Source organism: Ilumatobacter sp. (assembly GCF_046290335.1).
Taxonomy (GTDB): domain Bacteria; phylum Actinomycetota; class Acidimicrobiia; order Acidimicrobiales; family Ilumatobacteraceae; genus Ilumatobacter_A.
Genome location: NZ_JBKAGH010000001.1, coordinates 169,516 through 192,493 on the forward strand (window position 1 = coordinate 169,516; position 22,978 = coordinate 192,493).

A 22,978-nucleotide genomic window follows, 5' to 3' on the forward strand; every position below is an offset into this window, starting at 1 on the left:
GGGTCAGTTGAGATCGAGACCGAGGGGGAGAGGGCCTCGAACGTCGCCGACCACACAGTCGACGGCGTCGAGCGGCAGTGAGCGGCTGACCTCGAAGCCGACGGTGTCGCCGGGCGAAACGTCGTCGAGCGCAACGCTCGCTCGTCGCTGCACATTGTCGGTGCCGGCTCGGGCGAATCCGACGTCGAAGGTGTAGCTGCGCTCCTCGTCGTCGAGATTGGTGACCCGGCCTGCGGCGGTCCAGGTCGAGGCTTCGACGACACATCGGTCGAGCACCAGATCGAACGGGCCGGGATTCTCATACGCCTCGATCGCATAGCTGAATGCGATCGTGAGAAAGAACCCGCCGATCGCCCCGACGACGCCGAGTCCGCCGGTGATCAACCCGGCGATCGCCGGTCCGCGTCCCGACCCGGTCGACTTCGATCGCCGAAGGCCGCGGGTGGCGAACACGATGGCGAGGACGGCGGCGATCGCGCCGACCACGAACAGGTAGGGCAACCACGACGTACACAGTGCCACGATGCCGAAGACGAGCGCGGCGACCGCTGGCCGATTGCGGTCCGGCGCAGGATCGGGCAACGACGCGTGGTCACCGGGGCCCGTCACCACTGCAACGGTCCCGACGCTGGTCGATTCCGGATCGACGTGATGATCGACGTGATGATCCACGTAACGGTCGCCGTCGGTCGACACGTCGGCCGTCCAGGCCTCGCCGTTGTGATAGCGAAGGTCGAAACGGCCGGTCGGATCGGGGTACCAATCTGGTCGGTACGCGGCCATCGACCGAACGGTATCGTCCTGCCACATGGAGATCGTGCTCATCCGTCACGGACAACCGGAATGGGTCAGAGATGCGAAGAACGTCGAGAATCCTCCGCTGACCGATCTCGGCCGGGTCCAGGCCGAACGGATGGCGACGGCGCTGGCCAAGGAGGAGTTCGACGAGGTGTTCGCCTCTCCGTTGCTCCGAGCTCGGCAAACGGCGGAGCCCTTGTTCGACGCGCTCGGGCGTACCGAAGCCATCGCCGAGTGGCTGGAAGAGATCCGCGACCCGGCATGGCATGGAACTCCCGCCGAGAAGGCCCAGGCCGCCTACGACGAGTTGCGGACACGGCCAGCCGTCGAGCGCTGGAACGGCCTCGACGACGGCGAATCGATCCGTGACTTCACCGAACGAATCCATGCGGGCGCCACGGAGTTCTTCGGCGAGCGCGGTGTGCGACGGTCGGTGTCGGATCTGCCGGTCTGGCAGATCGACGATCCGGGCCGGCGCATTGCCCTGGTGGCTCACGCCGGCACCAATTCGACGACGGTGGCACACCTGCTCGGGCTGCCGCCGACGCCGTGGGAGTGGGATCGATTCGTGCTTGGCCACACGTCGATCACCCGACTCGAGGCGCTGCCTCTCGGCGACGGCTACACCTTCAGCCTCACGAAGTTGAGCGACGTCGAACACCTCGACGCCGACCAACGCACCCGCTGAGGTCTACCGTCGGTGCCATGACACGCACCGACATCGATCCCGACCGTCTGAAGATGTTCTCCTTCGGGCTGTTCACCCAGCTCAGCGGCGCCGTGACGGCTGGCATGATCCATCTCGGTGATCGGCTCGGACTGTTCACGGCGTTGGCGGGTTTCGACGAGCCTGCGACCACACAGCAACTGGCCGATGCGACCGGCTATGACGAACGGTGGGTTCGTGAGTGGGCGTACAACCAGGCGGCTGCGAAGATCATCGACGTCGACACGACCGTCGAGCCGGAACGATTTTCACTGTCGCCCGAGGCCGTCGCGGTGCTCGCCGACGCCGACCACGTCGCCTACGGAATGGGGATGTTCCATCGATTCCCGCAGACGATGGGAGCGCTCGACGAGATGCCCGAGAGCTTCCGCTCGGGCCTCGGCCACGATTACGACGCCCACGGATGCGAGGGGGCGATCGGGATCGAGAAGAGCTTCGAACCGTGGAATCGTCATCACCTCATCCCGACGGTGCTCCCAGCGGTCGACGGACTCGTCGAACGGCTCACCGCCGGGGCGCACGTGATCGACATCGGTTGCGGCGCAGGTGGAGCGGTGCTCATGATGGCCGAGGCGTTCCCGGCGAGCACCTTTGTCGGCTACGACATCTCCGAGCGCGCGCTGGAGCGCGCCAACGAGCGCCTGGCCGAATCCGGTCTCACGAACGCCCGCTTCGTCGACCCGCGAGTGGAGCCGATGCCGAGTGACGGCTCGTGCGACTTCGTGACGACGTTCGACTGCATCCACGACATGACCCGCCCGCAAGAGATGATGGAGGCCATTCGCTCGGCGATCACCGACGACGGCGTCTGGTTGCTCGTCGACATCAAGGGCCGCGACAACTTCGCGCAGAACGTCGAGAAGAACCCTGTCGCCGCGCTGATGTACGGCATCAGCGTGCTGTCGTGCATGAGTTCGGCACTGTCGGAGCCGGGCGGGGCCGGGCTCGGCACGCTCGGCCTGCCGGCGTCGAAGGCCGAGGAGATGGCGCGTACCGCCGGCTTCTCACGGTTCGAGAAGCTCGACATCGATCACAGCGTCAACGCGTTCTACAAGATCGAGGTCTGACCCACGACCAGTAGGTCATCGTGCCAGGCACGATGACCTATTCGAAGTGTTTGATCTCGAGGGCCCGGGACGCGTACTTCCAGCCGTCGCTCGTCTTCACGTACTCGTCGTGGTACACCGCGATGAGGCCGCCCATCACTCCGTCTGCTCGCTTGAACGTCTCCTGCGCGATGACACGACCGGTGCCGGTCGTGGCGCCCTCGACGACGTCGAACACCGAGTGGGGAGCCGTCTGGACGACCCACTCGAACCGCTCCATCGCCTCGAGCCAGTAGGCGACGATCGCCTCTTTGCCGACGATCGGATCGCCGCGCAGCTGCCACGTCGCGTCGTCGGCCCACGTCGCGCTCCACGTGTCGACGTCTTTTCGGATCACGCCGTCGCAGTACTGCGCGGCGAGTTGGGCGAGTTCGAAATGGTCCTGCTGCGAAACGGTCATGCACGCATTGTTACGGTCGTAGTCCATGGGATCAGAGTTGGACTGCACGCTCGAGGACGTCAAGGCGTTCGCGACCGAATTGAGCCCGTGGGCCCACCTGGCGACGGTGGGTGCCGACGGCAAGCCCGACGTCGTCCCGGTGCACCCGTGCTGGGAGGGTGACGTGCTCTGGGCGATGGTGGGTGCCGAGTCGGTCAAGGCTCGCAACGTGGCGGCGAATCCCGACGTCGCGTTGCACTGGCAAGTGACCGAGAACGGCGACGGCGTCGAAGTGTGGGGAACCGCGGCGCTGTTCGACGACATCGAGACGAAGCGACGTCTGTGGTCGGGGGTGTTCGACTACGACCTCAATGCGTTCGCTCCCGGAGGACCCGACGCCTCCCCGGATACCGCCTTCCTGGCGGTCACGGTCGAACGAGCACTGGTCCTGAAGCAGTACGGCATGGGCGGCCTGCTCCGCTGGAGCGCGTGAGATGGCGAGGCTGACGGAACTCTCCCGCTCGATCGACGGCAAGGTCGCGATCGTCACCGGTGCAGCGAGCGGGATGGGACGAGCCACGGCCCATCTCTTCGCCGACGAAGGAGCCCGCGTCGTCGTCGCCGATCTCGGCGCCGAGCGCGTGGCGACGGTCGTCGACGAGATCACCGCCGCGCACGGGGCGCACGCGGCGATCGGGATCGCGACCGATGTGTCAGATCTCGAACAACTCCGCACGCTGGTCGACGACACCGTCGCGTGGGGCAGCCGGCTCGACATCGTGGTGAACAACGCTGGTGTCTCGCTGCCCAATTCGGCGTTCCAGCCCGAGGACGAGTTCGAGCTGAACTGGGCCCGTACGCTCGACATCAACCTCACGGCGCACGCGCGCCTGATCCGCCTCGCGCTCCCGCACCTGTCGGCGAGCGGCGCCGGGCGCATCGTGAACATCGCGTCGACCGAAGCGATCGTGACCACCGCCGGTCTCGCTGCGTATGCGGCGACCAAGGCGGGCGTGGTCGGCATCACCAAGTCGTTCGCTGTCGAACTCGGCCGGCACGGCGTGACCGTGAACTGTGTGTGCCCCGGGCCGATCAACACGGGCATGACCGCCGGCATCGACGCGACGGCCAAGGAGACCTACGCCCGCCGTCGCGTTCCCTTGCGTCGGTATGGCGCTCCCGAGGAAGTCGCCCAGATGACCCTCAACCTGTGTCTGCCAGCGAGCAGCTTCGTCAACGGCGCGGTGATTCCGGTCGACGGAGGGATGACGATCCGGCACACCTAGACCCGCCACAGATGGTCGCGCGGTCCTGCGGGTCCCAGGTCGGACCGAGCCGTCAGTCGGCAGAGGTGTAGCCGTCGAAGATGCCGTGGAGTCCGGTCGGCTTGTGGCGACCGATGGCGAGTTGTTCGAGGATGCCGAGGCCCTCGTGGGCCCCGAGCCCGCCGCTCGTCGTCGCCTTGACGATCGTCTGGATGTGGACGTGATGGGGCGCGGCCAGGTCGTCGACGGGAAGGTCCCAACGGTCGCCGCCGACCTCGAGTTCGCCCTTCCACACGCCGTGGCCCCAGTCGGGGTGCGTGTAGCCGATACCGAGCATGTGGAAATCGAAGAGCGGCTCGAGGACGATCGTCGACGGTTCGCCGACCCACGGGACGAGATCGATCTCGAACGATTCGGCAGCTCTCGTGCCGGGTCGCCACGTCACTCGGTAGTCGACATCGCGCATCGCCTCGGGCGGCTCGATCCCGCCGGGGCCCGGGACCAGGGTGACCACCCCGGTCTCGTGCCAACGTTTGCCGTCGGACAGTTCGTTGACGTCGAAGTGGGTCGAGAACGTCTCGAAGTTGATGGGCGCCCACAGCCAATAGAACTGTGGGTCGGCGACTGGTGCTCCAACGGGGCCTCGCTCGCCGACCGGTCGCACGCCCCACGACCGGTCACGTGATCCGAGCGTTTCGCCGGGCTCCAGGTCGGTCAGTTCGCCGTCGATCTCGATCCAGCCTTCCCATCCGCCGAACTGCGTCATCCGCGTCGAGTCCATGATGACCCGATTCCCGACCTGGTGGAAGAAGTGTGGTTCCTCGATCGGTGCCGAACGGCGCACGAAGGTGAGGTCGGCTCGGATGCCGTGTTCGGGAGCCTCGACCGTGATCCGCAACGCGTTCAGCGGATCGAGGACTTCGACCTGGATGGGCCCCACGCAGTTGGCTTCGGCGCGATCGGCAGGGGCCCGACGCGACGCGTGCACGTTGATCTGGCGCGCGTCCGGCGTTCCCCCGTCGACGACGACGCTGAACGCCGCATCGGCGACGTGGCGGTTCGGGTACAGCCCCATCGCCGCAGCGAAGTAGAGGCGGGTGTCGCGGGTGTAGCCGTTGAAGAAGTAGCGGTCGTAGTGATTGATGTCGCTCGACGCTGTTCTGGCGATCGGGTGTGACGTTTGATGGATCGGAAAGTCGTCGTACGAGGTCAGCACAGCGTTGACGGTAGTCGTATCCTGGCGGTCATATGGGCCTGGTCCGGTATCGCCGACTCGCGATCATCAGCACCATCGGTGTCTGTCTACTCACCGTCGCCGGTGGCGCCGTTCGTCTCACCGGCAGCGGCCTCGGCTGTGACGATTGGCCGGCGTGCAATCAGGAGCGGTTCATCGACGTGTCGTCGATGCACGCGGCCATCGAACAGATCAACCGAATCTTCAGTGGGCTCATCGGCCTCCCGGTGCTGGCGCTCTTCGTCGGGTCGTTCTTCGTACGCAACCGCACCGGACTTCGCTGGCCGGCCGCCGGGGTGTTCGTCACCGTGTTCGCGAACGGTGTCGTGGGTGGGCTGGCAGTGCTCGGCGACCTGCACCCTGCGCTCGTGCAGTCGCACTTCCTGCTCGCCATGCTCTCGATCGCATTCGGTCTGGTCGCGATCCGACGGTCGGGCCCGACCCCGTCGAACCAGACACTACGAGAGCCGTGGTCGGTGCTGCTCGCCGTCACCACCTTCGCTGCGCTGGTCAGCGGCACGGTCGTGACCGGCACCGGTCCGCACGCCGGCGACGAAACCGCTCGCCGATTCGGCTTCGACATCTCCAACGTCGCTCGCACGCACAGCATCATCGTGATCGTGTCGATCGTGATCGCGCTGGTGCTGGCCTGGACGGTTCGCCACCGCCATCTCGCTGGTGTCGTTTCGTCGTGGATGTTCGTCGGATTGCTGCAGGGCGTGATCGGCTACGTGCAGTACTTCAACGACGTTCCCGAGTTGCTCGTCGGCCTGCACATCGCAGGAGCGACAGGGTTGTGGGTCGTCACCGTGTGGCTTCTCCTGGTGGCGAACGACACCGAGCTCGCGTCCCCGGACGTCCCCGCGGCTCTCGATGATTTGACCGAGCCGAAACATAGTTTCGCGAGTTCGTAGTCCGGAGCCGTCTAGAGTTGCGGCCCGTGCCAGTAACGAAGTCGAGATCTGCTGCTCCGCAGCGATCGAGGGGCGGCCAGGGGAGCGGGACCACGATGACGTGGCGTCGCGTTGTTCTCGGGTTGTTCGTCGGTCTGCTCGGGGTTCTGTCGTTCAGTCCTCCAGCCTCCGCCGGTTCCGAACCGGTCGACCCCGATGCCGCGCCGATCGCGGACGAGGAGATCGAAGGGACGAGCATCGGCGGGACCCTGCGAACCCAGGACGCGGATGGCGAGGACGTCTTCGTCGAAGGCGTCGGGATGACGGTGCGCAACGAGGCTGGCGAAGAGATCGGCTCCGCTGTGACCGACGCCGAAGGCGTGTGGCGAGTCGAGCTCCCCGGGGCTGGCATCTACGAGGTCGAGCTGGCCGAGGAGACGTTGCCCGACGGTGTGCCGCTGCGCAACGAAGGCCGCAACACGCTGCCGGGTATCGACGTCGACGAGGGCGAGTCGAAGAACACGCTCTTCCCACTCGGGGAGGCGACGGAGAGCACCGATTCCACGATCCGAGCGGTACAGCTCTTCGTCGACGGCATCAAACTCGGCCTGATCATTGCAATGTGTGCGATCGGCCTGTCGCTGATCTATGGCACGACCGGGTTGACGAACTTCGCCCACGGCGAAATCGTCACCTTCGGTGCGTTGATCGCCTTCATCGTCCACATGGTGTACCCCGAGCGCAAGTTCGGCATCCCGGGGACGAACTCACTGATCTTCGGCGGCCTCGTCGCGGTGGTGTTCTCGGCCCTGGCCGGCTGGCTCGTCAACGAGTACATCTGGAAGCGGCTGCGCAAGCGGGGCGCGAGTCTCATCGCTGCACTGGTCGTGTCGATCGGACTGTCGATCTTCTTCCGCTACGTCTACCTGTACCAGCATGGTGGCCGAGCCCGGTTCTATCGGGATTACCAGATCCAGGAGCGCATCAGCTTCGGGTGGTTCTCGCTCGCTCCGAAAGACCTGTTCATCATCCTCTTCTCGATCTTCGTCCTGGTGCTCGTCGGCCTGGCCTTGCAGAAGACGCGGGCGGGCAAGGCGATGCGAGCGGTCGCTGACAACCGTGACCTCGCCGAGTCCTCGGGGATCGACGTCGAATCGGTCATCAAGTGGGTGTGGATGGCAGGAGCGGGGCTCGCCGGGCTCGGTGGCGTGCTGTTCGGCATGACCGAGAGCGTCAACTGGGAGATGGGCTTCCGTGTGTTGTTGCTGATGTTCGCCGGCGTGACGCTCGGCGGTCTCGGCACTGCGTACGGGGCCTTGTTCGGCAGCTTGATCGTCGGCATCTTCATCCAGATGATCACCTTGCCGACGTGGTTCCCGAACGACATGAAGAACGTCGGTGCGCTCTTGGCGCTCGTGTTGATCCTGCTCGTCAGGCCGCAGGGCCTGCTGGGCCGAGCAGAGCGAATCGGATAGGGGAGCAGTCATGGATTGGGGAGCAATCATCGAGACCACGTTCCGGGGTCTCATCGGAGAGCAGTTCATCTACTTCGGCCTGGCGGCCATCGGGCTGAACTTGCACTTCGGGTTCACCGGACTGTTGAACTTCGGACAGGCCGCATACATGGCGGCCGGTGCGTACGGACTCGCGATCATCGTCGTGACGATCGGCCCTCGTTTGAACGACGACGAGGGCATCTTCAAGTTGAACATCAGCGATGGCTGGATGTTCCTACTCGGCGTCTTCGTCGGCGTGATCATCGTGCCGCTGTTCTTGTCGTTCCTGATGGGTATTCCGACCTTGCGGCTGCGCGCCGACTATCTGGCGATCGTCACGATCGCCGTGGCCGAGATGATCCGCTTGACGATGCGTTCGCCACGCTTCGACTGGTTCACCGGAGCCTCCGACGGCCTCAGCGGGTTCTCCCGGACCTTCTACGACCTGAGCCCCTTCGAGGCAAACCAGCGCTACTTCTTCAACCTGTTCATCGGCAACCAGATGTTCCTCGTCATCGTCGGCTGGATCGTGCTCGCGATCTCCGCGTTCGTGTGCTGGCTGATCATCCGCAGTCCGTGGGGTCGAGTGCTCAAGGCCATTCGTGAGGACGAAGACGCGGCACGCAGCCTCGGCAAGAACGCCTACTCCTACAAGATGCAGGCGCTCGTCCTCGGCGGCATCTTCGGTGCGATCGGCGGCATGCTTCGTGCGATCGGTTTCTCGCTGGCCCAGCCCGACAACTTCATCACCGACGTGACCTTCTTCGTGTGGGTGGCGTTGATCCTCGGCGGCGCTGGCAAGGTGTTCGCTCCGCTCATCGGCGCAGCATTGCTGTATGCCGTGCTCGGGTTCACGGACGTGTTCCTGCGTCAAGCGGTCGACAACGACCTGATCCCCGATTCGGTGATGAGCGGTACGCAGGTCGGTCAGGTTCGCTTCATGCTGATCGGGCTCGCGTTGCTCGCAGCATTCCGACCTCAAGGCATCTTCGGCAACAAGGAAGAGATGGCACTCGATGATCGCTGAATTCAAAGACGGCGACGAACTGATCCCCGATGCGGGACCCAAGTCGCACGAGCCGGCCCCTGGTCTGGCAGCCCTCCCGAAACTCGACGTCGATGTATCGGCGGCTCGCGCTGCGCTCGCCGACGTTCCCTGGGAGCCGGGTGCGAAGAAGCCCGATCCGATCCTCGTCGCCAACCACGTGGTCCGTCGCTTCGGCGGCCTCACCGCCGTCGACGTCGAGCACGTCGAGATCCAGCGAGGGGTCATCACGGCGCTCATCGGACCGAACGGCGCGGGCAAGACGACGTTCTTCAATCTGCTGACCAACTTCGACACGCCCGATGAGGGAACCCGAGTCTTCGACGGTCAGCCGATCGACAAGGTCGCGGCACACCGGATCGCCAACTTCGGCATGGTCCGTACGTTCCAGTTGACGAAGGCGCTGTCGAAGATGACGGTGATCGAGAACATGAAGCTCGGCGCCACCGGCCAGCGCGGCGAGAAGCTGTGGCGCACGCTGCTGCCGTTCACGTGGAAGGCGCAGGAAGCCGAGATCGAGCGCCGAGCCGACGAGCTGCTCGTGCACTTCAAGATGGATCACATGCGCGACGAGTTCGCCGGCACGTTGTCGGGCGGACAGCGAAAGCTGCTCGAGATGGCCCGGGCGCTGATGGTCGAGCCGAAGATGGTGATGCTCGACGAACCGATGGCTGGCGTCAATCCTGCATTGACGCAGTCCCTGCTCGGCCACGTCACCGGCCTGCGAGATCAGGGGATGACGGTGTTGTTCGTGGAGCACGACATGGACATGGTCCAAGAGATCAGCGACTGGGTGATCGTGATGGCCGAAGGCAAGATCATCGCCGAAGGCCCACCGGCCTCGATCGGCCAGAACCAGGCGGTCGTCGACGCCTACCTCGGCTCGTCACACGACTCAGCCCTCGACCTCGACCGGGAGATGTGATCTCGATGACCGATACCGCAACCCCCGAGCCGCTCCTCATCGCCGACCATCTCGTTGCTGGCTACGTGCCCGGCGTCAACATCCTCAACGACTGCAGCCTCACGCTGAGCGAGGGCGAGTTGGTGGGCATCATCGGCCCCAACGGTGCCGGCAAGTCGACGTTGGTGAAGTCGATGTTCGGTCTCGTGAACATCCGCGACGGCCAGGTCCGCCTGCGCGGCGAGGACATCACGAACATGGCGGCTCACTCCCTCGTGAGCCGCGGGATCGGCTACGTCCCGCAGAACAACAACGTCTTCCCGGCGCTGACGATCCTCGAGAACCTCGAGATGGGCGTGTTCTTGAAGCCCAAGACGTTCAAGGAGCGCTACGAGGTCGTCGGCGACATGTTCCCGCGTCTCGTCGAGCGAGCCGACCAGCGGGCCGGATCGTTGTCCGGTGGTGAGCGCCAGATGCTCGCAATGGGACGCGCCTTGATGATGGACCCGTCGGTGCTGCTCCTCGACGAGCCGTCGGCTGGTTTGTCACCCGCGCTGCAAGACGAGGTCTTCATCCGGTGTCACAAGATCAACAAGGCTGGCGTGTCGATCGTGATGGTGGAGCAGAACGCCAGTCGATGCCTGCAGATCTGCGACCGCGGGTATGTCCTCGATCAGGGTGCCAACGCCTACACGGGCACGGGCCGTGAACTGCTGACCGACCCGAAGGTCATCGAGCTCTACCTCGGCACGCTCGTCAAGTCCCACCAGGACTGACGGGACGGTGTCGCGATCGTGACGTTCAGCACCATCATCGCGACGGGCGAGGACGGATCGTCGACGGGGCCGTTCCGACGCCCGGCTCAGATGCTCGCCGAGCAGGAGTACGGCGGTCACGCCAGCGTCCACGACGAGGCCGAGGCCGCCAAGCTGGGTCTGGCAGGCGCGCCGATCGAAGGCCCGACGCACTTCAGCCAGTTCGACCCGCTCGCGGTGGCGCTCTGGGGCAACGCGTGGTTCGAGCGAGGGTGCATCAGCTCGCACTTCCTGAACATGGTGGTGGAGGGCGAGGAGGTGCAGGCGTCGCTCGCTCCGACCGGTGCCGACGTCGCAGCCATCGGCGCGGTGAAACGTGACGGCACGCCGGTACTCGCCGGTACCGCCTCGCTGAGTGATGCGGCGACCGAACTCGACACGCGCCGCCAGCGCGGTCTGGGTGATCCTGGCGAGTTGTTCATCGTCGACCAACTCGAGATCGGGATGACCTCGGATCCTGTCACGGTCACGATGCGATTCGACGAGCACAACGGGGCGCTGTATCCGTTCACGCTGGCCGACAAGCTGGCGGTGATCACCGAGTCGTCGTCGTGGTATCGGTCGCCAGACGACGGAGGCGATTCGCCGTGGGGCGAGCCGATCGTGCCGACCGAGATGCTCAGCGTGCTCGCACACAAGCAGGGGGCCCACTTCCCGGTGCGCGGGCCCGCCGTCGGGCTGTTCATCGACCTCGAGGTGCGTTTCGTGAACGGGCCGGTGTTCGTGGGGCGCCCCTATGTGGTGCACCACAGCGTGGTCGGGGTCGGGCAGAGTCGAGCGGTCGAGTCGTACTGGACCGAGTCGACGGTGGTCGATGCCGACTCGGGCGTCCACGCCGCGACGGTCCTGCTGCACCAAGGCGTCTTCAAAGCGTCGTACGCCGACTACCCGTCTTGACGGGTTCGGGTGCATGCACCGTCGCGCCGATCTGGTCGCGACGATCTGGTCGGGTCAGGTCGCTGCGTCGGACTGGATCTGCAAGAACTTCACCGAGAATCCATCCCAATGCGTGTCTCGTTCGTACGTGCAGTTCGGACGAGGGCCAACGGTCCAGGTCAAGGTGTTGCTGCCGACACGGAGCTGCGACGGATCGAGTTCGTAGCGGAAGCTCTTCCAATCCGTGCTCAAGCAGTCGTCGATGTCGTACTGGTCAGGTGAGACCTCGACGTTCTGTCCGCCGTTGAGGCTCAGCAACACCTGGCCGCGCTTGGGTTGGTGGATCTGGCCGAACAGCACCGGGTTGCGGCCGATGTCCTCCAGGTCGATCGTCACCGTCTGGCTGTCACCGATCGGTCGATGTCCGTTTCGCTGCAGATCGACGACATCGTCGGCTTCGCGGACGTCGTAGCGACCGACCACCGGTCCATCGAAGCGGATGTCGTCCCAGTGGAACGTGTAGGTGTCGAGGTTGCCGTCCTTGGTCGGATTGTAGGCATGGGTCTTGAACAGCACGAGACCCTGCTCCAACGGCAGTCCGCCGGGCACCTCGACGCTCCATTCATCGAAGGACCCATCGGGAGTCTCGATGCCCCACACGATGCGGTCGGTGTCGAGACGGACGCGCATCGTACGGCGGATCCGTCCGTCGTCGAGCGCCGGATCGTCCGGATGGAGGTCGCGCCACCAGGCGAAGTCCCACCTGCCGCGTTGGGTTTCGTTCACGATCCAACCTGCGGGGGCGAGCTCGCCCGTTCCCACCTTGATCGTGCGGACGTTGCGGCGAAAGTCGAGCACGATGCGGTTCTCCGGGTAGCGCTCGCTGATCGGAGCATCGTCGGGGCCCGGTGCCACCCTGAGCTCGTCGCGCGGCACGATCATGACCTCCCACCAACTCCTGGTGCCATGGCCGTCGTGGAGACTGACGTCGAACTCGAGTGTGCCACCGTTGCCGAAGTCGAACTCCTGGCGTGGCCAGAACGATGACACCGAGTAGCCCGCGACGTCACCCATCGACGACATCATGTGGCCGTGGCAGATAAAGAAGCTCGGATCCGGGTTCGACCCGTTCGAGTCCTGGGTCGTGCGGATCAAGCGTTGGGGTCGTGGCGAGATCGCCGGATTGGGTCCGGTGCAGTCGTCGGCATGGTCGGCGAGGAACGGGGTGTAGTCCGCGGTGAAGTGCTCCTTGGGATGGCTGCGGTGTGTCGCCACGTAGTCGAACGACGAGGGCAACAAGCTCTGCGACGGCGACGTGGGCATGCCGTCGAAGGTCTCCTCGAATGCCCACGTTGCATCGGTTTCTGGCGTCGGGGTCGTGCCGGGCACGGGCGCCGGCGCAGCAGGGGCCACGAGGACGATGTCGTCGAGGTAGATCGGGGCCGGATCGGTACCGCTCACGTCCTGCCACCAGATCCCGCCGATCGCGGTCGGAGCGCCCAGATCGGCGAATGGGATCGACACCGCAGTCCAGCGATCTCCGGGTGCTGTCACGACGACGCCCGCCCCGGCGGCCCGATACGACCCGTCCATCGCCACCACGCGCAGTGTCACCGACGCGTTGTCGCCGCCGTGCACCGAGAATCGCAGCGCCAGTGATGGCGACATCGACAGCGGGGCCTCGGCGCCGAATGACAGAGCCCCCCACGGTGCCATGTCGACGCGTATGGCTGCGGAGCCGCTCGCCACGTGTTCGTTGGTGGACAGGTCGCTCTCAGCCCATGACCAGTCGGCGAAGCCGTCACCGAGCGCGTCGTCGTACACGATCGCCGCCACGCTCTCTGCGACGGGGGGAGGACTCGCCGAGGATGAGCCAGCAGCGACGAGCATGGTGACGAGCAACGGGACGACCAAGCACCGTGCCACAACATGGTGCATTCGTGTGCGCCTGCCATGAATTCGTGGGGAGAAGAACCGAGCGGGCCTCGTGACGTCCATGGAGCGACCGTAACCACGACGTTCGGGCCGTACCGGGCGTCAACCGGGCGTCGACCAGGCGATGCGGCGGCGATGTGCGGGCGACGAGTCGCGCGACGTCTGGGATACTGGACGGGTGACTGTGTTCGTCGGTGACAACGGCACCTACACGGTGGACGGCCCGGTTGCGCGCGGACGCTCAGGCGAGGTCTTCCGCGGGGTTGCGGGAGACGGCACGCGGGTCGCGGTGAAGGTGTATGACCGTCCCGATGGCGCCGAACTCGAAGCAGCACGGCTGCGAGCGGTCGACCATCCGAACGTCGTGCGCGCCATCGATGTCGGATCGACCAGGGAACGCAGCTGGTTGGCCACGCAGTGGCATGACGGCTCCACCCTGGCGAGACTGCTCGCCGAGCAGGCTCCGTTCGACCTCGACCGCACACGCCGACTCGTTCGCCGACTCGCTGAAGCACTCGACTCGCTCCATCGTGCCGGGGTCGTGCACGGTGACCTGTCGCCGAACAACGTGCTGGTCGGCCCCGGTGACGAGATCACCGTCATCGATCTCGGCTCGGCACGAACGCACGACGCAGCGGCAGTCGACGAGACGACCGGCGTCGACCTCGTCGTGACGCCGCGGTACGCCGCTCCGGAGGTCGCGGCAGGTTCGCTTCCGGGGCCGTCGAGCGACCGCTATGCGCTCGCACTCATCGCGTACGAGGCCACCACTGGCGCGTTCCCATTTCCCGACGTCGCGACGCCGATTGCCATGCTTGCCCACCACGCGTCGTCCGAACCGGTCCTGGCGAGCGAACACCGACCATCGCTACCAGCAGGCATCGACGGCGCCTTCCACCACGCACTGGCGAAGAACCCGCACGATCGCCCGGCTACCGCTGCGTGCTTCGCCGAGCTCTTCGAGCGCGACGAGCGATGGTCGACCCCGCCAAGTCGACGACAGCGGAGATTGCTCGGGATCGGCGTGACCGCGCTCGCCGCGCTTGCCGCCGCCGGGACCTTCTGGTGGACCGCCGCCTCCGGCGATGCTGCGCAACCGAGCGCGCAGCAAGATCGTGTCGGACCCGCGGGCACAGCGCGCGATCTGGCGTGCAATCTCGTTGCCGTCGCCGACTTCGATGATGCCCGACTACCGGCGCACTTCTACGGTGGGGACGACACGAACACGGCGATTCGGGTCCGCGACGGTGGCGTCGATGGCACGGCCGCATTACGGCTGGGTAGCGCCGGACAGTACGGGTTGTACGGGGAGACCGTTGCGATCGTCGAAGGCATCACCTACGTGTTCTCGCCTGCCCTGCGCGCCGATGGCGCCGTCGAGACCTCAGCGGTGTACATCGACTTCCTCGATGCCGACTTCGACCAGCTCACCATGGAACGGGACGGGATCGAACTCGGAAATTCCGTTGCCGGACCCGACTGGACCAGGAGCACGACACGCGCGGTCGCCCCACCGGGCGCCGCATACGCGGTACCGACCATCTTCAAAGACGGCTCGGACGGCTCGGTGGTCGTCGACGAAATCGTGTTCGGAGCCGCCCAATCGTGCCCCGATCTGGCAACGTGACCTCATGGCCGTCCACGCGCGATTGCGACGCGTCTCGACAGGGGACCTCCACGATCTCGTGGCGCGCACGACGTCGATCGGCCGAGACCCCGACCATCCGATCAGCATTGCCGTGTCAGCGGTGTCGCGTGATCATGCCGAGATCGAGCGGACCGATCACAGCTACCTCATTCGAGACCTCGGCAGTCGCAACGGCACCTTCGTCGACGGGTCCCGCGTCGATCGCGAGGGCCGACCGTTGCGCGACGGTGACCTGGTGGTGATCGCCGGAGTCGAGTCGTTCCGTTTCATCGACCCGATGGCGACGCCCGGCGCGCCGGCGATCGGACGATTGATCGGCGTGTGGATCGATCCCGAGACCCGCGCGGTGTGGGTCGATGCGCAACGGGTCGAACCCCCGCTGTCGTCGCGCCAGCAGGTGCTCATCGAACTCCTCGATCGCCATCGCGGGAACGTCGTGTCGCGGGCCTGTGTCGTCGACGTCGTGTGGGCAGACGTTGCCGCAGAAGGCGTCAGCGCCGAGGCTGTCGACGCGCTAGTCAAGCGGCTCAAGGCCCGGTTGCGGCCCCTGCAGATGAGTGCCGACTACGTGGAGGTGGTGCGCGGCCGCGGGCTTCGCCTCGCTGTCTGACAGCACACAGTCGCAAGGCCGCTTGGTCGACGAGACATCGCCCGGGGGCGTTCAGCGTTCGTCGGGGTAGACGACACCGACCTGTCGGCGGATCTCGTCCATCAACTCCATGTTGGCGAGGGTTGCGGCCCAGGTCTGGACGTCGCTCTCGATGGCCCCGGCTGCGATGCGCGCCATGGCGTGCTCGGCCTCGTGGGCCAGGCCACGGTGAGGATGCTCGACGCGTTCGATGTCGTCGGTGGATCCCGCCGGGCGGATCGTGAAGCTCGTCGGGCACCAGAACGGTGCGTCGATCGTGATCGAGCCGTCGGTACCGACGATCGTCGCATCGAGGCGCGACATGGCGTCGAGCGACGTGCGAAACGTCGTGACGGCACCGTCGGCGTGTCGCATCACCCCACCGAGCGTCGCGTCGACGGCGTGCTCGGTGAGCGTGCCGAGGGCGCGCACGTCGGTTGGCTCACCGAGCAGGAACCGGCCCAGCGACAGCGGGTAGATGCCCAGGTCGAGCAGTGCACCTCCGGCCAGATCGGGGCGACGGTGTCGACCGTCGGGGTCGTGCACGGGAATGCAGAAGTTGGCGTCGACGGTGACGACGCGACCGATCACTCCGTCGGCGAGACGAGACCGCAGGTCGTGCCAGGCGGGCATGAACCAGCTCCACATCGCTTCCATCAGGAACCGGTCGTGGCGACGTGCGGTGTCGATCATCTCGCTGGCCTCGGCAGCGTTGATCGCGAACGCCTTCTCGCACAGGACGTGGCGCCCGGCTTCGAGTGCTGCGGTCGTCATCGCATGATGTTCGCTGTGGGGCGACCCGACGTAGATGATGTCGACGTCGTCATCGGCCCAGAGTTCGTCGTAGGAGCCGTGCGAGTGGGGAATGTCGAACTGGGCGGCGAAGGCGTCGGCGGCCGCCTGCGTTCTGGATCCGACCGCGGACACCACGGCGCCGTCGATGGCGGCGAGTGCCGTGGCCATCGACGTCGAGATCTGCCCCGTGGAAGCAATGCCCCAGCGCAAGGTCGTCGTCATCTCGCGAAACTAGCGCCCGCGTCGGGCGATCTCAGCGACGTCCCGTGAGACGAAGCGTGCTCAGGAGTGCGGTCAGCGCTTCGAAGGCGCTGCGGGCGCCTTGATGGGCACTCATCGAGACGAGGAAGCGAAGCGGCGCCTCGCGCAGCATCTGCTGCGACAGTTTGACCAGCACCGGGTCGGGATCGTCTCCGAGGAGTTTCGCCGACTGCTGCGCGGCGATCCGCTCGAAGCCGCGTCGAGCGACTCGACCGAGACGGGTGGTGTCGAGTTCTTCGACGACGGTGTCGAGGGTGAACGGCAACGCGGGCGTCGGCGCCGGGATCGGGCGACCCAGCATCGCTTCGAACTCCGTTGCTGTCGAGAGGAAACGCGTTCGCCGTCGAGCCGGGCGGGGGGTAGGTTCGAGATCGGCGTGTGACACCTCCACGCTTCCCACCGTGACGTCGAGGCGGTGGCGGACGTCGAGCGCCGAAGCGGCAAGGTGCAACGTCCGAGGTCCGGGTTCGACCACCCACGCCTCGCTCCTGCGATCGAAATGGGCGAACGCACGCTCGTCGAGGTGCAGGCGAACGGTGCTCGACGCGCCGGGGTCGAGCGACACCTTCGCGAACTCTCGAAGCTCCTTGTCCGGCCGATCGAGGGACGACTTGGGCCCTGCGACGTACAACTGGACCACGTCACTGCCGGGCCGCAGTCCGGTGTTGGTGACGGTCACCGAGACGTCGAGGTCGGTCCCCGAACCGGTCACCTGCGGGTCGGACCATTCGAACGTGGTGTACGAGAGCCCATGGCCGAATGCGAAACGCGGCGCGATTCCAGCGGTGTCGTAGTAGCGGTAGCCGACGTAGAGGCCTTCCCGATACTGCACCTGGCGCCCGCGGCCATGGAAGTTCTCGTTGGCCGGTATCGCCATCGAGGCCGGCATGGTCTCGGCGAGACGACCCCCGGGCTCTGCCTCTCCGAGCAGTACGTCGACCAAGGCACTCCCGGCGGCCTGCCCTGCGAGGTAGGCGAACACGACGGCGCCAGCACGCTCGACCCACGGCATGAACACGGGAGCGCCACTCTGCACCACGACGACCGTGCGGGGATTCGCTGCGCACACGGCAGCGACGAGTTCGTCATGGGCGGCTGGCAACGACAGCGAGGTTCGGTCGTAGCCCTCTGCCTCGTCGATCGCCGGAAGCCCGACGATCACCACGGCGACGTCGACGGTCGCAGCGAGTTCCGCTGCGGCGCGGAGACGTGACGGATCACTCCGTCCGGTGTCGGGGTCGTAGGCGTCCGAATAGCGCACTCGTCCGGTCATTCGCTCCTCGAGCGCCCGCAGCGGGGCGTCCTCGCGAGTCGGAACGACCGAGGAGCTTCCAGCGCCTTGCAGTCGCGGCCGAGCAGCGAATGCGCCGATCACGGCGATGTCGGCGTCGCTGCGGAGCGGCAGTGTGCCGTCGTTGGTGAGCAACACGGTGCCGGCGGCGGCGACACGACGAGAGAGCCGATGCTGCTCGAGGTGATCGATCTCGACGGGACCGAGCCGCTCGTGCGCCGCACGACTACGTCGTGCCAGTCGGGCAACGGCCAGAGCTCGTTCGGTGACCTCGTCGTCGCCGAGTTCGCCGGACTCGACGGCGCGTCGGACCAGGGCGTCGTAGGCGCCGCCACTCGACGGCATCTCGAGGTCGGTACCCGCACGAACCGCTGCGACGCGGTCGTGGATGCCACCCCAGTCGGTGACGACCGCGCCGTCGAAGTCCCACGTCGAGCGCAGTACATCGTGCAACAGGTGTCGGCTGTCGGACACGTACTGGCCGTTGACCTGGTTGTACGAGGTCATGACGACCCACGGCCGGCCCTCGCGAACCGCGATCTCGAACCCGCGCAGGTACAGCTCACGCAACGTTCGCTCATCGACGATCACGTCGACCACCATGCGATACGACTCGTGGTTGTTCGCAACGAAGTGCTTCAGGCATGCGCCCACGCCCTCCGACTGGGTCCCGCGAACGATGGCCGCAGCCAGGTGCCCCGACACGACGGGATCCTCGGAGAGGTACTCGAAGTTGCGTCCGCCGGCAGGGTGTCGCTTGATGTTGAGACCCGGTCCCAGGAGCACCCCGACGCCGAGCGAGCGCGCCTCGCGGCCCAGCGCAGCACCGACCTCGTGGAGGAGGTCGCGATCCCACGTGGCGCCGAGCAGCGACGCGGTCGGGAAGCACGTGGCTGGTATCGAATTGCCGATCCCGAGGTGATCGGAGTCGTCAGGTTGACGCCGCACACCGTGCGGGCCGTCGGTGAGCACGATCGAGGGGATATCGGCCTCCTCGATCGCCGTGGTGGCCCAGAAGCCCGAGCCCGACAACAGCTCGATCCGGCGCGGGAGCGGTAGCGACGCGACGACATGCCGGAGGTCGTCGTCCGCGGCGTGCCGCGGGTCGGGGATCGTGTCGCTCATGGCGACCGGTCTAGCAGGGTGCTGAAATTCGGGGTCTGAGGGCGGGACGCCCGGATCGAGGGCGGCCCGCCTCGTTGTCATTGCGCTGGCTTGGTCTTCGATGTCAGTTTTCGGGGATCTCCGTTGTCGGTTTCGGGTGATCGCTCACTGATCCCCGACTCCGGAGGCGGCCGGTGGCGACCTTGCCGAGGTGATCTTCATCCGGTTGCGGCGTCGAGGGCCGTGATCCGGATCAGGTTGTAGACGGCGGCTTCCATCTTGAACCAGGCCCGGTTCCGGTCGTTGCCGATGTAGCGGACCTTGCGGCCCTGGCCGACTGTCTTGATCCAGCCGAACGGTTCCTCCACCCGCTTTCGGATCCGCTGCGACACGGTGTAGCCGGCGTGGCGGGTCGTTCTGGCGTCGATCGCCGATCTTCGGTTGGTGTTGTTCTGCGCGACGTGCGGCGTGAACCCGGCGGCGCGAACGTCTTTCACGAAGTTCTTCGTGTCGTAGTTCTTGTCGCCCGCCACCGTTCTTCGCCGACCACTCTTCGGCAGTCGTTTCAACATGTCGATCGCGCAGTCACGTTCTGCGAACCCGGTCGCCGCTGTCACCTCGGCATCGGCGATCAACGCCGAGCGGTGCTCGATCAAGAGGTGACCGGCGTAGCAGAGCTGGGCGGCGGTGTTGTTCGACTTGCGATACAAGCGTGCGTCCGGATCGGTCGTCGACGCGTGCGTGTCGTTCGAGCGTTTCTGGCCGTGCCACTGCACCTCGGAGTTGCGGCCCTTTGGGCCCTCGTTGTTGTCGCTGCCCGAGTCGTCTTTGGGCTTGAACGACTTGTGCGACGCCCACGCCTGCAACAAGGTGCCGTCGACGGAGAAATGATCCGACGACATGTACCGGCGCAGCTTCGCCTGGCGGACCACGGCGGCGAAGAACTCGTCGGCGATGTCAGCGTCGAGGAGGCGTTGGCGGTTCTTGGAGAACGTCGAAGCGTCGAACGAAGCTGCATCGATCGGGAGGTCGAGGAACCACTTGAACAACATGTCGTAGTTGAGGCGTTCGCAGAACGCCCGCTCGGAACGCATCGAGTACATCGCCATCAACACCGACGCCTTCAACAACTGCTCCGGCGGCACCGACGGACGTCCCGACGTCGCATACATCGCCTCGAACGAAGTGTCCATCGAGGCAAGCACGGTGTCGACCACCACACGGATCCTCCGGATCGGGTGCTCGGCCGGGATCAGGTCCTCGGTGCTCAACGACGACAACAGAGCAAGCTGACGATCAGGCGTTCCACGCATGACCCCATTCTTTTCCATCCAGACACAGAACGCGAGCACCAATCCGGGTTTTTCAGCACCCTGCTAGTGGAGACCGCGTATGCCGTACCAGCCCATGACGACCATCGTCACGCCGATCACGAGCAGGAGCAGCGACGGTTCGCGTCGCACGAACCAGGCGCCGACGAGGGCAACGGCGAGCGTGACCAGGGCCTGAACAGCAACGCCGGCATCGGTGTCGGGTGACCACCAAGCAGCGATCGACGCCGAACTCAACGCGACACTCGGCGCCGGAACCGGTCGAAGATGCGCCCTCGGATCATCGCGAACCATTCCTTCGGCAGCGCCGGATACGTATCACGAGCGAAGTCGTCGACGAGCTTGCCGATGGCCTGCGCGTAGGCGGGATACGGATGCACGGTGCCGAACATCTTGCGCAGACCGATGCCGTGGTCGATCGCCATCGTGAACAGACCGATCATCTCGCCAGCGGCCGGACCGACGATCGCCGCGCGCAGGACCTTGCCGGTGAATCGCTCGACATCGACCATCACCACTGCGTGCTCCACGCCGTCGGTGTAGCCCCGGTCGGTGTCGGCGAAGTGCACTTCATAGCGACGTCGCCCGGCTCGATTCTTCGATGCGACCTCCTCGACCGAGATGCCGACCGACGCGATCTCCGGTCGGCAGAACACCGCGTTGGGCATGGCTCGCGGCGAGCCGGTGGTGAGGAGGTAGGGAAGCGCGATCGCTCGCACGGCGCGTCGCCCGATGGCGTTGGCGCCGTGGGTGGTGAGCGTGTTGCCGGTGATGTCACCGACGGCCCAGATGCGCTCGACGCTGGTGCGACCCCAGTCGTCGGCGACGATGCCCTTCGGTGAGTGGTCGACTCCGGCCACGTCGAGCCCCAACCCGTCGAGTCGTGGCCGTCGCCCGACCGCGAGGAGGGCGTAGTCGACCCCGTCGATCTGATCGCCGTCGGCGAGGTGGACCGTGTTCGTCGCGGCGTCGAAGCGTTCGATCGATGTCCCGATGTGCATGATGACCCCACGTGCTTCGAGCGCCGCCTGGATCGTCGACGACACGAGCGGGTCATCGTTGCCGATCAAGCGGTTGGCGAGCTCGACGATGTGGACCTCGACGTCGAGATCGCGAAAGGCCGTCGCCATCTCGAGCGAGATCGCGCCACCCCCGATCAGCACGATGCGGCCGGGGATCTCGTCGAGGTCGAAGAGGGTCTCGTTCGTGAGCACGCGCTCGCTCGGCATTCCCTCGATCGCGAACTCGACGGGCTTCGACCCGGCGCAGATGATGACGTTCTCGGCGCGCACCTCGACCTCGGATCCGTCCGGTCGGGCCACCGCGACGACGTGTGGTGAGCGCTGATCGGTCAGGCGAGCGCGACCGCGCAGGAAGTGGATCGTGTCGTGCTCGTCCATCTCGACCTCCTCGCGGCCGGCGAGGTCGTCACGTTTGGCCCGGACGTAGCCGAAGGGGTCCTCGATGCTGTGGGCAGCGGCGTGGAGGAGTGCCTTGGAGGGCACACATCCGACGTTGGTGCAGTCACCGCCAACCGGGCCCGCCTCGATCAACACGACCTCGTGGGAGAACCCGGCCAAACCGATCGCCATCGTGAGACCACCCGAACCCGCGCCGATCACCGCGGCGCGGTAGGTGCGATTCGGGTCGAATCCGGTCGGAAGGCTGCTGGTGATGCTGGTCGCGCTGGCGGTCATGGGGTCTCCAGGTCGGTCGGGCGGACGGGTCCTCGTCGTTTGAGTCGTCGAGAGATGGCGATGCTGGCGACGAAGATCGCCACGCTGGCGAAGATGGCGATCGGATCGATGCCACCGATGCCCTCGTCGAGTCGCTCGAGCGATGCACCGAGCAGGACGAAGTAGATCGTTCCGGGAAGCGATCCGAGTGCGGTGGCGAGCAGGAACGAGGTCCACCGGATGCGAAGTGCACCGCAGGCGTAGTTGACGAGGTCGTAGGGAAGAAAGATCAGACGCATCACGAAGACAGTCTCGAAACTGTTGGTGCGCAACGTGTGGCTCCAGCGCGCCACGAACGTCGAGGGGGACGACGGGGACGCCTCGGATGAGGGGACCGGCTCGATGGCCCCGGGAGGGCGGCCGAGCAGGCGTCCGACACCGAAGGCGACCATCGCCGACGCATTGGCAGCGATCACCACGATCGCGATGCCAAGCCAGGGCCCGAACAGGATCCCTCCGACCACGGTGAGCACGGACGCAGGAAAGAGTGCGAGTGGTCGAGCGAGGTAGACGCCGATGAACGCGAGGGCGCCCCACCAGGCGGTGCCGACGGTGTCGATGAAGCGTTGCCCGGCCTCGAGCGTCGACAGATCATTCGACTGGCGGTAGTTCCGCCACATCACGAACGCGACGAGCCAGAGCGTGACGATGCCAATGCGTTGCCCCCATCGTAGGGCGCGCCCTGACGTGGTCGTCGTGGATGCGCTCATC

General features: G+C 65.9%; 22 protein-coding genes. 12 read left to right on the forward strand and 10 right to left on the reverse strand.

The features are described from left to right. Positions 1-3 precede the first annotated feature (3 nt). A complete protein-coding gene (locus tag ACE37B_RS00710) occupies positions 4-783 on the reverse strand; it encodes a DUF2510 domain-containing protein (protein WP_409921368.1) in 780 nt (259 codons plus the stop codon). A 25-nt stretch (positions 784-808) separates the two neighbouring features. Here ACE37B_RS00710 and ACE37B_RS00715 point away from each other — a divergent pair, with 25 nt between their 5' ends. Next, positions 809-1,486 (forward strand): histidine phosphatase family protein, encoded by a 678-nt coding sequence (locus tag ACE37B_RS00715; protein WP_409921369.1) that lies wholly within the window; start codon positions 809-811, stop codon positions 1,484-1,486. A gap of 17 nt (positions 1,487-1,503) precedes the next feature. Next, the gene (locus tag ACE37B_RS00720) at positions 1,504-2,592 is read left to right on the forward strand and encodes a class I SAM-dependent methyltransferase (RefSeq protein WP_409921370.1); all 1,089 of its coding nucleotides are present in this window, start codon (positions 1,504-1,506) and stop codon (positions 2,590-2,592) included. 37 nt (positions 2,593-2,629) lie between these two features. Here the strand turns inward: ACE37B_RS00720 and ACE37B_RS00725 are convergent, their stop codons facing one another. After that, positions 2,630-3,031 carry a nuclear transport factor 2 family protein gene (locus tag ACE37B_RS00725; RefSeq protein WP_409921371.1) on the reverse strand — a complete coding sequence of 134 codons (402 nt, stop codon included), beginning with the start codon at positions 3,029-3,031 and terminating at the stop codon, positions 2,630-2,632. A 25-nt stretch (positions 3,032-3,056) separates the two neighbouring features. On the opposite strand from ACE37B_RS00725, the gene ACE37B_RS00730 reads away from it, so the two are divergent. Together ACE37B_RS00730 and ACE37B_RS00735 are read left to right on the forward strand one after the other, a co-directional pair. After that, positions 3,057-3,503, forward strand: coding sequence for a pyridoxamine 5'-phosphate oxidase family protein (locus tag ACE37B_RS00730; RefSeq protein ID WP_409921372.1), 447 nt, complete (start codon positions 3,057-3,059; stop codon positions 3,501-3,503). A 1-nt stretch (position 3,504) separates the two neighbouring features. Further along, positions 3,505-4,296: an SDR family NAD(P)-dependent oxidoreductase gene (locus tag ACE37B_RS00735; protein ID WP_409921373.1), complete on the forward strand. Its 792-nt coding sequence runs from the start codon at positions 3,505-3,507 to the stop codon at positions 4,294-4,296. A 52-nt stretch (positions 4,297-4,348) separates the two neighbouring features. Here ACE37B_RS00735 and ACE37B_RS00740 read toward each other — a convergent pair whose 3' ends face one another. Then, complete coding sequence (locus tag ACE37B_RS00740; protein WP_409921374.1) at positions 4,349-5,491, reverse strand: hypothetical protein; 1,143 nt, start codon at positions 5,489-5,491, stop codon at positions 4,349-4,351. A gap of 32 nt (positions 5,492-5,523) precedes the next feature. Between ACE37B_RS00740 and ACE37B_RS00745 the strand changes: the two genes are divergently transcribed. From ACE37B_RS00745 to ACE37B_RS00770, 6 genes are all read left to right on the forward strand, one after another. Next, a complete protein-coding gene (locus tag ACE37B_RS00745; RefSeq protein WP_409921375.1) occupies positions 5,524-6,423 on the forward strand; it encodes a COX15/CtaA family protein in 900 nt (299 codons plus the stop codon). A gap of 95 nt (positions 6,424-6,518) precedes the next feature. Beyond that, positions 6,519-7,877: an ABC transporter permease subunit gene (locus tag ACE37B_RS00750; protein WP_409921376.1), complete on the forward strand. Its 1,359-nt coding sequence runs from the start codon at positions 6,519-6,521 to the stop codon at positions 7,875-7,877. 10 nt (positions 7,878-7,887) lie between these two features. Further along, the gene (locus ACE37B_RS00755) at positions 7,888-8,925 is read left to right on the forward strand and encodes a branched-chain amino acid ABC transporter permease (protein ID WP_409921377.1); all 1,038 of its coding nucleotides are present in this window, start codon (positions 7,888-7,890) and stop codon (positions 8,923-8,925) included. Then, positions 8,915-9,868 (forward strand): ABC transporter ATP-binding protein, encoded by a 954-nt coding sequence (locus tag ACE37B_RS00760; RefSeq protein ID WP_409921378.1) that lies wholly within the window; start codon positions 8,915-8,917, stop codon positions 9,866-9,868. Before ACE37B_RS00755 ends, ACE37B_RS00760 begins: the two co-directional genes overlap by 11 nt. A gap of 5 nt (positions 9,869-9,873) precedes the next feature. Then, positions 9,874-10,623, forward strand: a complete 750-nt coding sequence (locus ACE37B_RS00765; protein WP_409921379.1) for an ABC transporter ATP-binding protein — start codon at positions 9,874-9,876, stop codon at positions 10,621-10,623. 18 nt (positions 10,624-10,641) lie between these two features. Beyond that, the gene (locus ACE37B_RS00770) at positions 10,642-11,559 is read left to right on the forward strand and encodes a hypothetical protein (RefSeq protein WP_409921380.1); all 918 of its coding nucleotides are present in this window, start codon (positions 10,642-10,644) and stop codon (positions 11,557-11,559) included. A 54-nt stretch (positions 11,560-11,613) separates the two neighbouring features. On the opposite strand, the gene ACE37B_RS00775 is transcribed toward ACE37B_RS00770, so the two are convergent. Next, positions 11,614-13,536 carry a hypothetical protein gene (locus ACE37B_RS00775; RefSeq protein WP_409921381.1) on the reverse strand — a complete coding sequence of 641 codons (1,923 nt, stop codon included), beginning with the start codon at positions 13,534-13,536 and terminating at the stop codon, positions 11,614-11,616. A gap of 115 nt (positions 13,537-13,651) precedes the next feature. On the opposite strand from ACE37B_RS00775, the gene ACE37B_RS00780 reads away from it, so the two are divergent. After that, positions 13,652-15,100 carry a serine/threonine protein kinase gene (locus ACE37B_RS00780; RefSeq protein ID WP_409921382.1) on the forward strand — a complete coding sequence of 483 codons (1,449 nt, stop codon included), beginning with the start codon at positions 13,652-13,654 and terminating at the stop codon, positions 15,098-15,100. Positions 15,101-15,104: 4 nt separating this feature from the next. After that, a complete protein-coding gene (locus tag ACE37B_RS00785) occupies positions 15,105-15,731 on the forward strand; it encodes an FHA domain-containing protein (RefSeq protein ID WP_409921383.1) in 627 nt (208 codons plus the stop codon). Positions 15,732-15,782: 51 nt separating this feature from the next. Here ACE37B_RS00785 and ACE37B_RS00790 read toward each other — a convergent pair whose 3' ends face one another. From ACE37B_RS00790 to ACE37B_RS00815, 6 genes are all read right to left on the reverse strand, one after another. After that, the gene (locus tag ACE37B_RS00790; RefSeq protein WP_409921384.1) at positions 15,783-16,766 is read right to left on the reverse strand and encodes a Gfo/Idh/MocA family protein; all 984 of its coding nucleotides are present in this window, start codon (positions 16,764-16,766) and stop codon (positions 15,783-15,785) included. Between the two features lie 31 nt (positions 16,767-16,797). Beyond that, entirely contained in the window at positions 16,798-19,221 is a 2,424-nt protein-coding gene (locus tag ACE37B_RS00795) for a beta-glucosidase (protein ID WP_409921385.1), read from the reverse strand. A 197-nt stretch (positions 19,222-19,418) separates the two neighbouring features. Continuing rightward, on the reverse strand, positions 19,419-20,513 hold the full coding sequence (locus ACE37B_RS00800) for an IS5 family transposase (protein ID WP_409922866.1): 1,095 nt from the start codon (positions 20,511-20,513) through the stop codon (positions 19,419-19,421). 63 nt (positions 20,514-20,576) lie between these two features. Then, complete coding sequence (locus ACE37B_RS00805; RefSeq protein ID WP_409921386.1) at positions 20,577-20,768, reverse strand: hypothetical protein; 192 nt, start codon at positions 20,766-20,768, stop codon at positions 20,577-20,579. Then, positions 20,765-22,228: a dihydrolipoyl dehydrogenase family protein gene (locus ACE37B_RS00810; RefSeq protein WP_409921387.1), complete on the reverse strand. Its 1,464-nt coding sequence runs from the start codon at positions 22,226-22,228 to the stop codon at positions 20,765-20,767. Before ACE37B_RS00810 ends, ACE37B_RS00805 begins: the two co-directional genes overlap by 4 nt. Continuing rightward, positions 22,225-22,977 (reverse strand): TVP38/TMEM64 family protein, encoded by a 753-nt coding sequence (locus ACE37B_RS00815; RefSeq protein ID WP_409921388.1) that lies wholly within the window; start codon positions 22,975-22,977, stop codon positions 22,225-22,227. Before ACE37B_RS00815 ends, ACE37B_RS00810 begins: the two co-directional genes overlap by 4 nt. Position 22,978 lies beyond the last annotated feature (1 nt).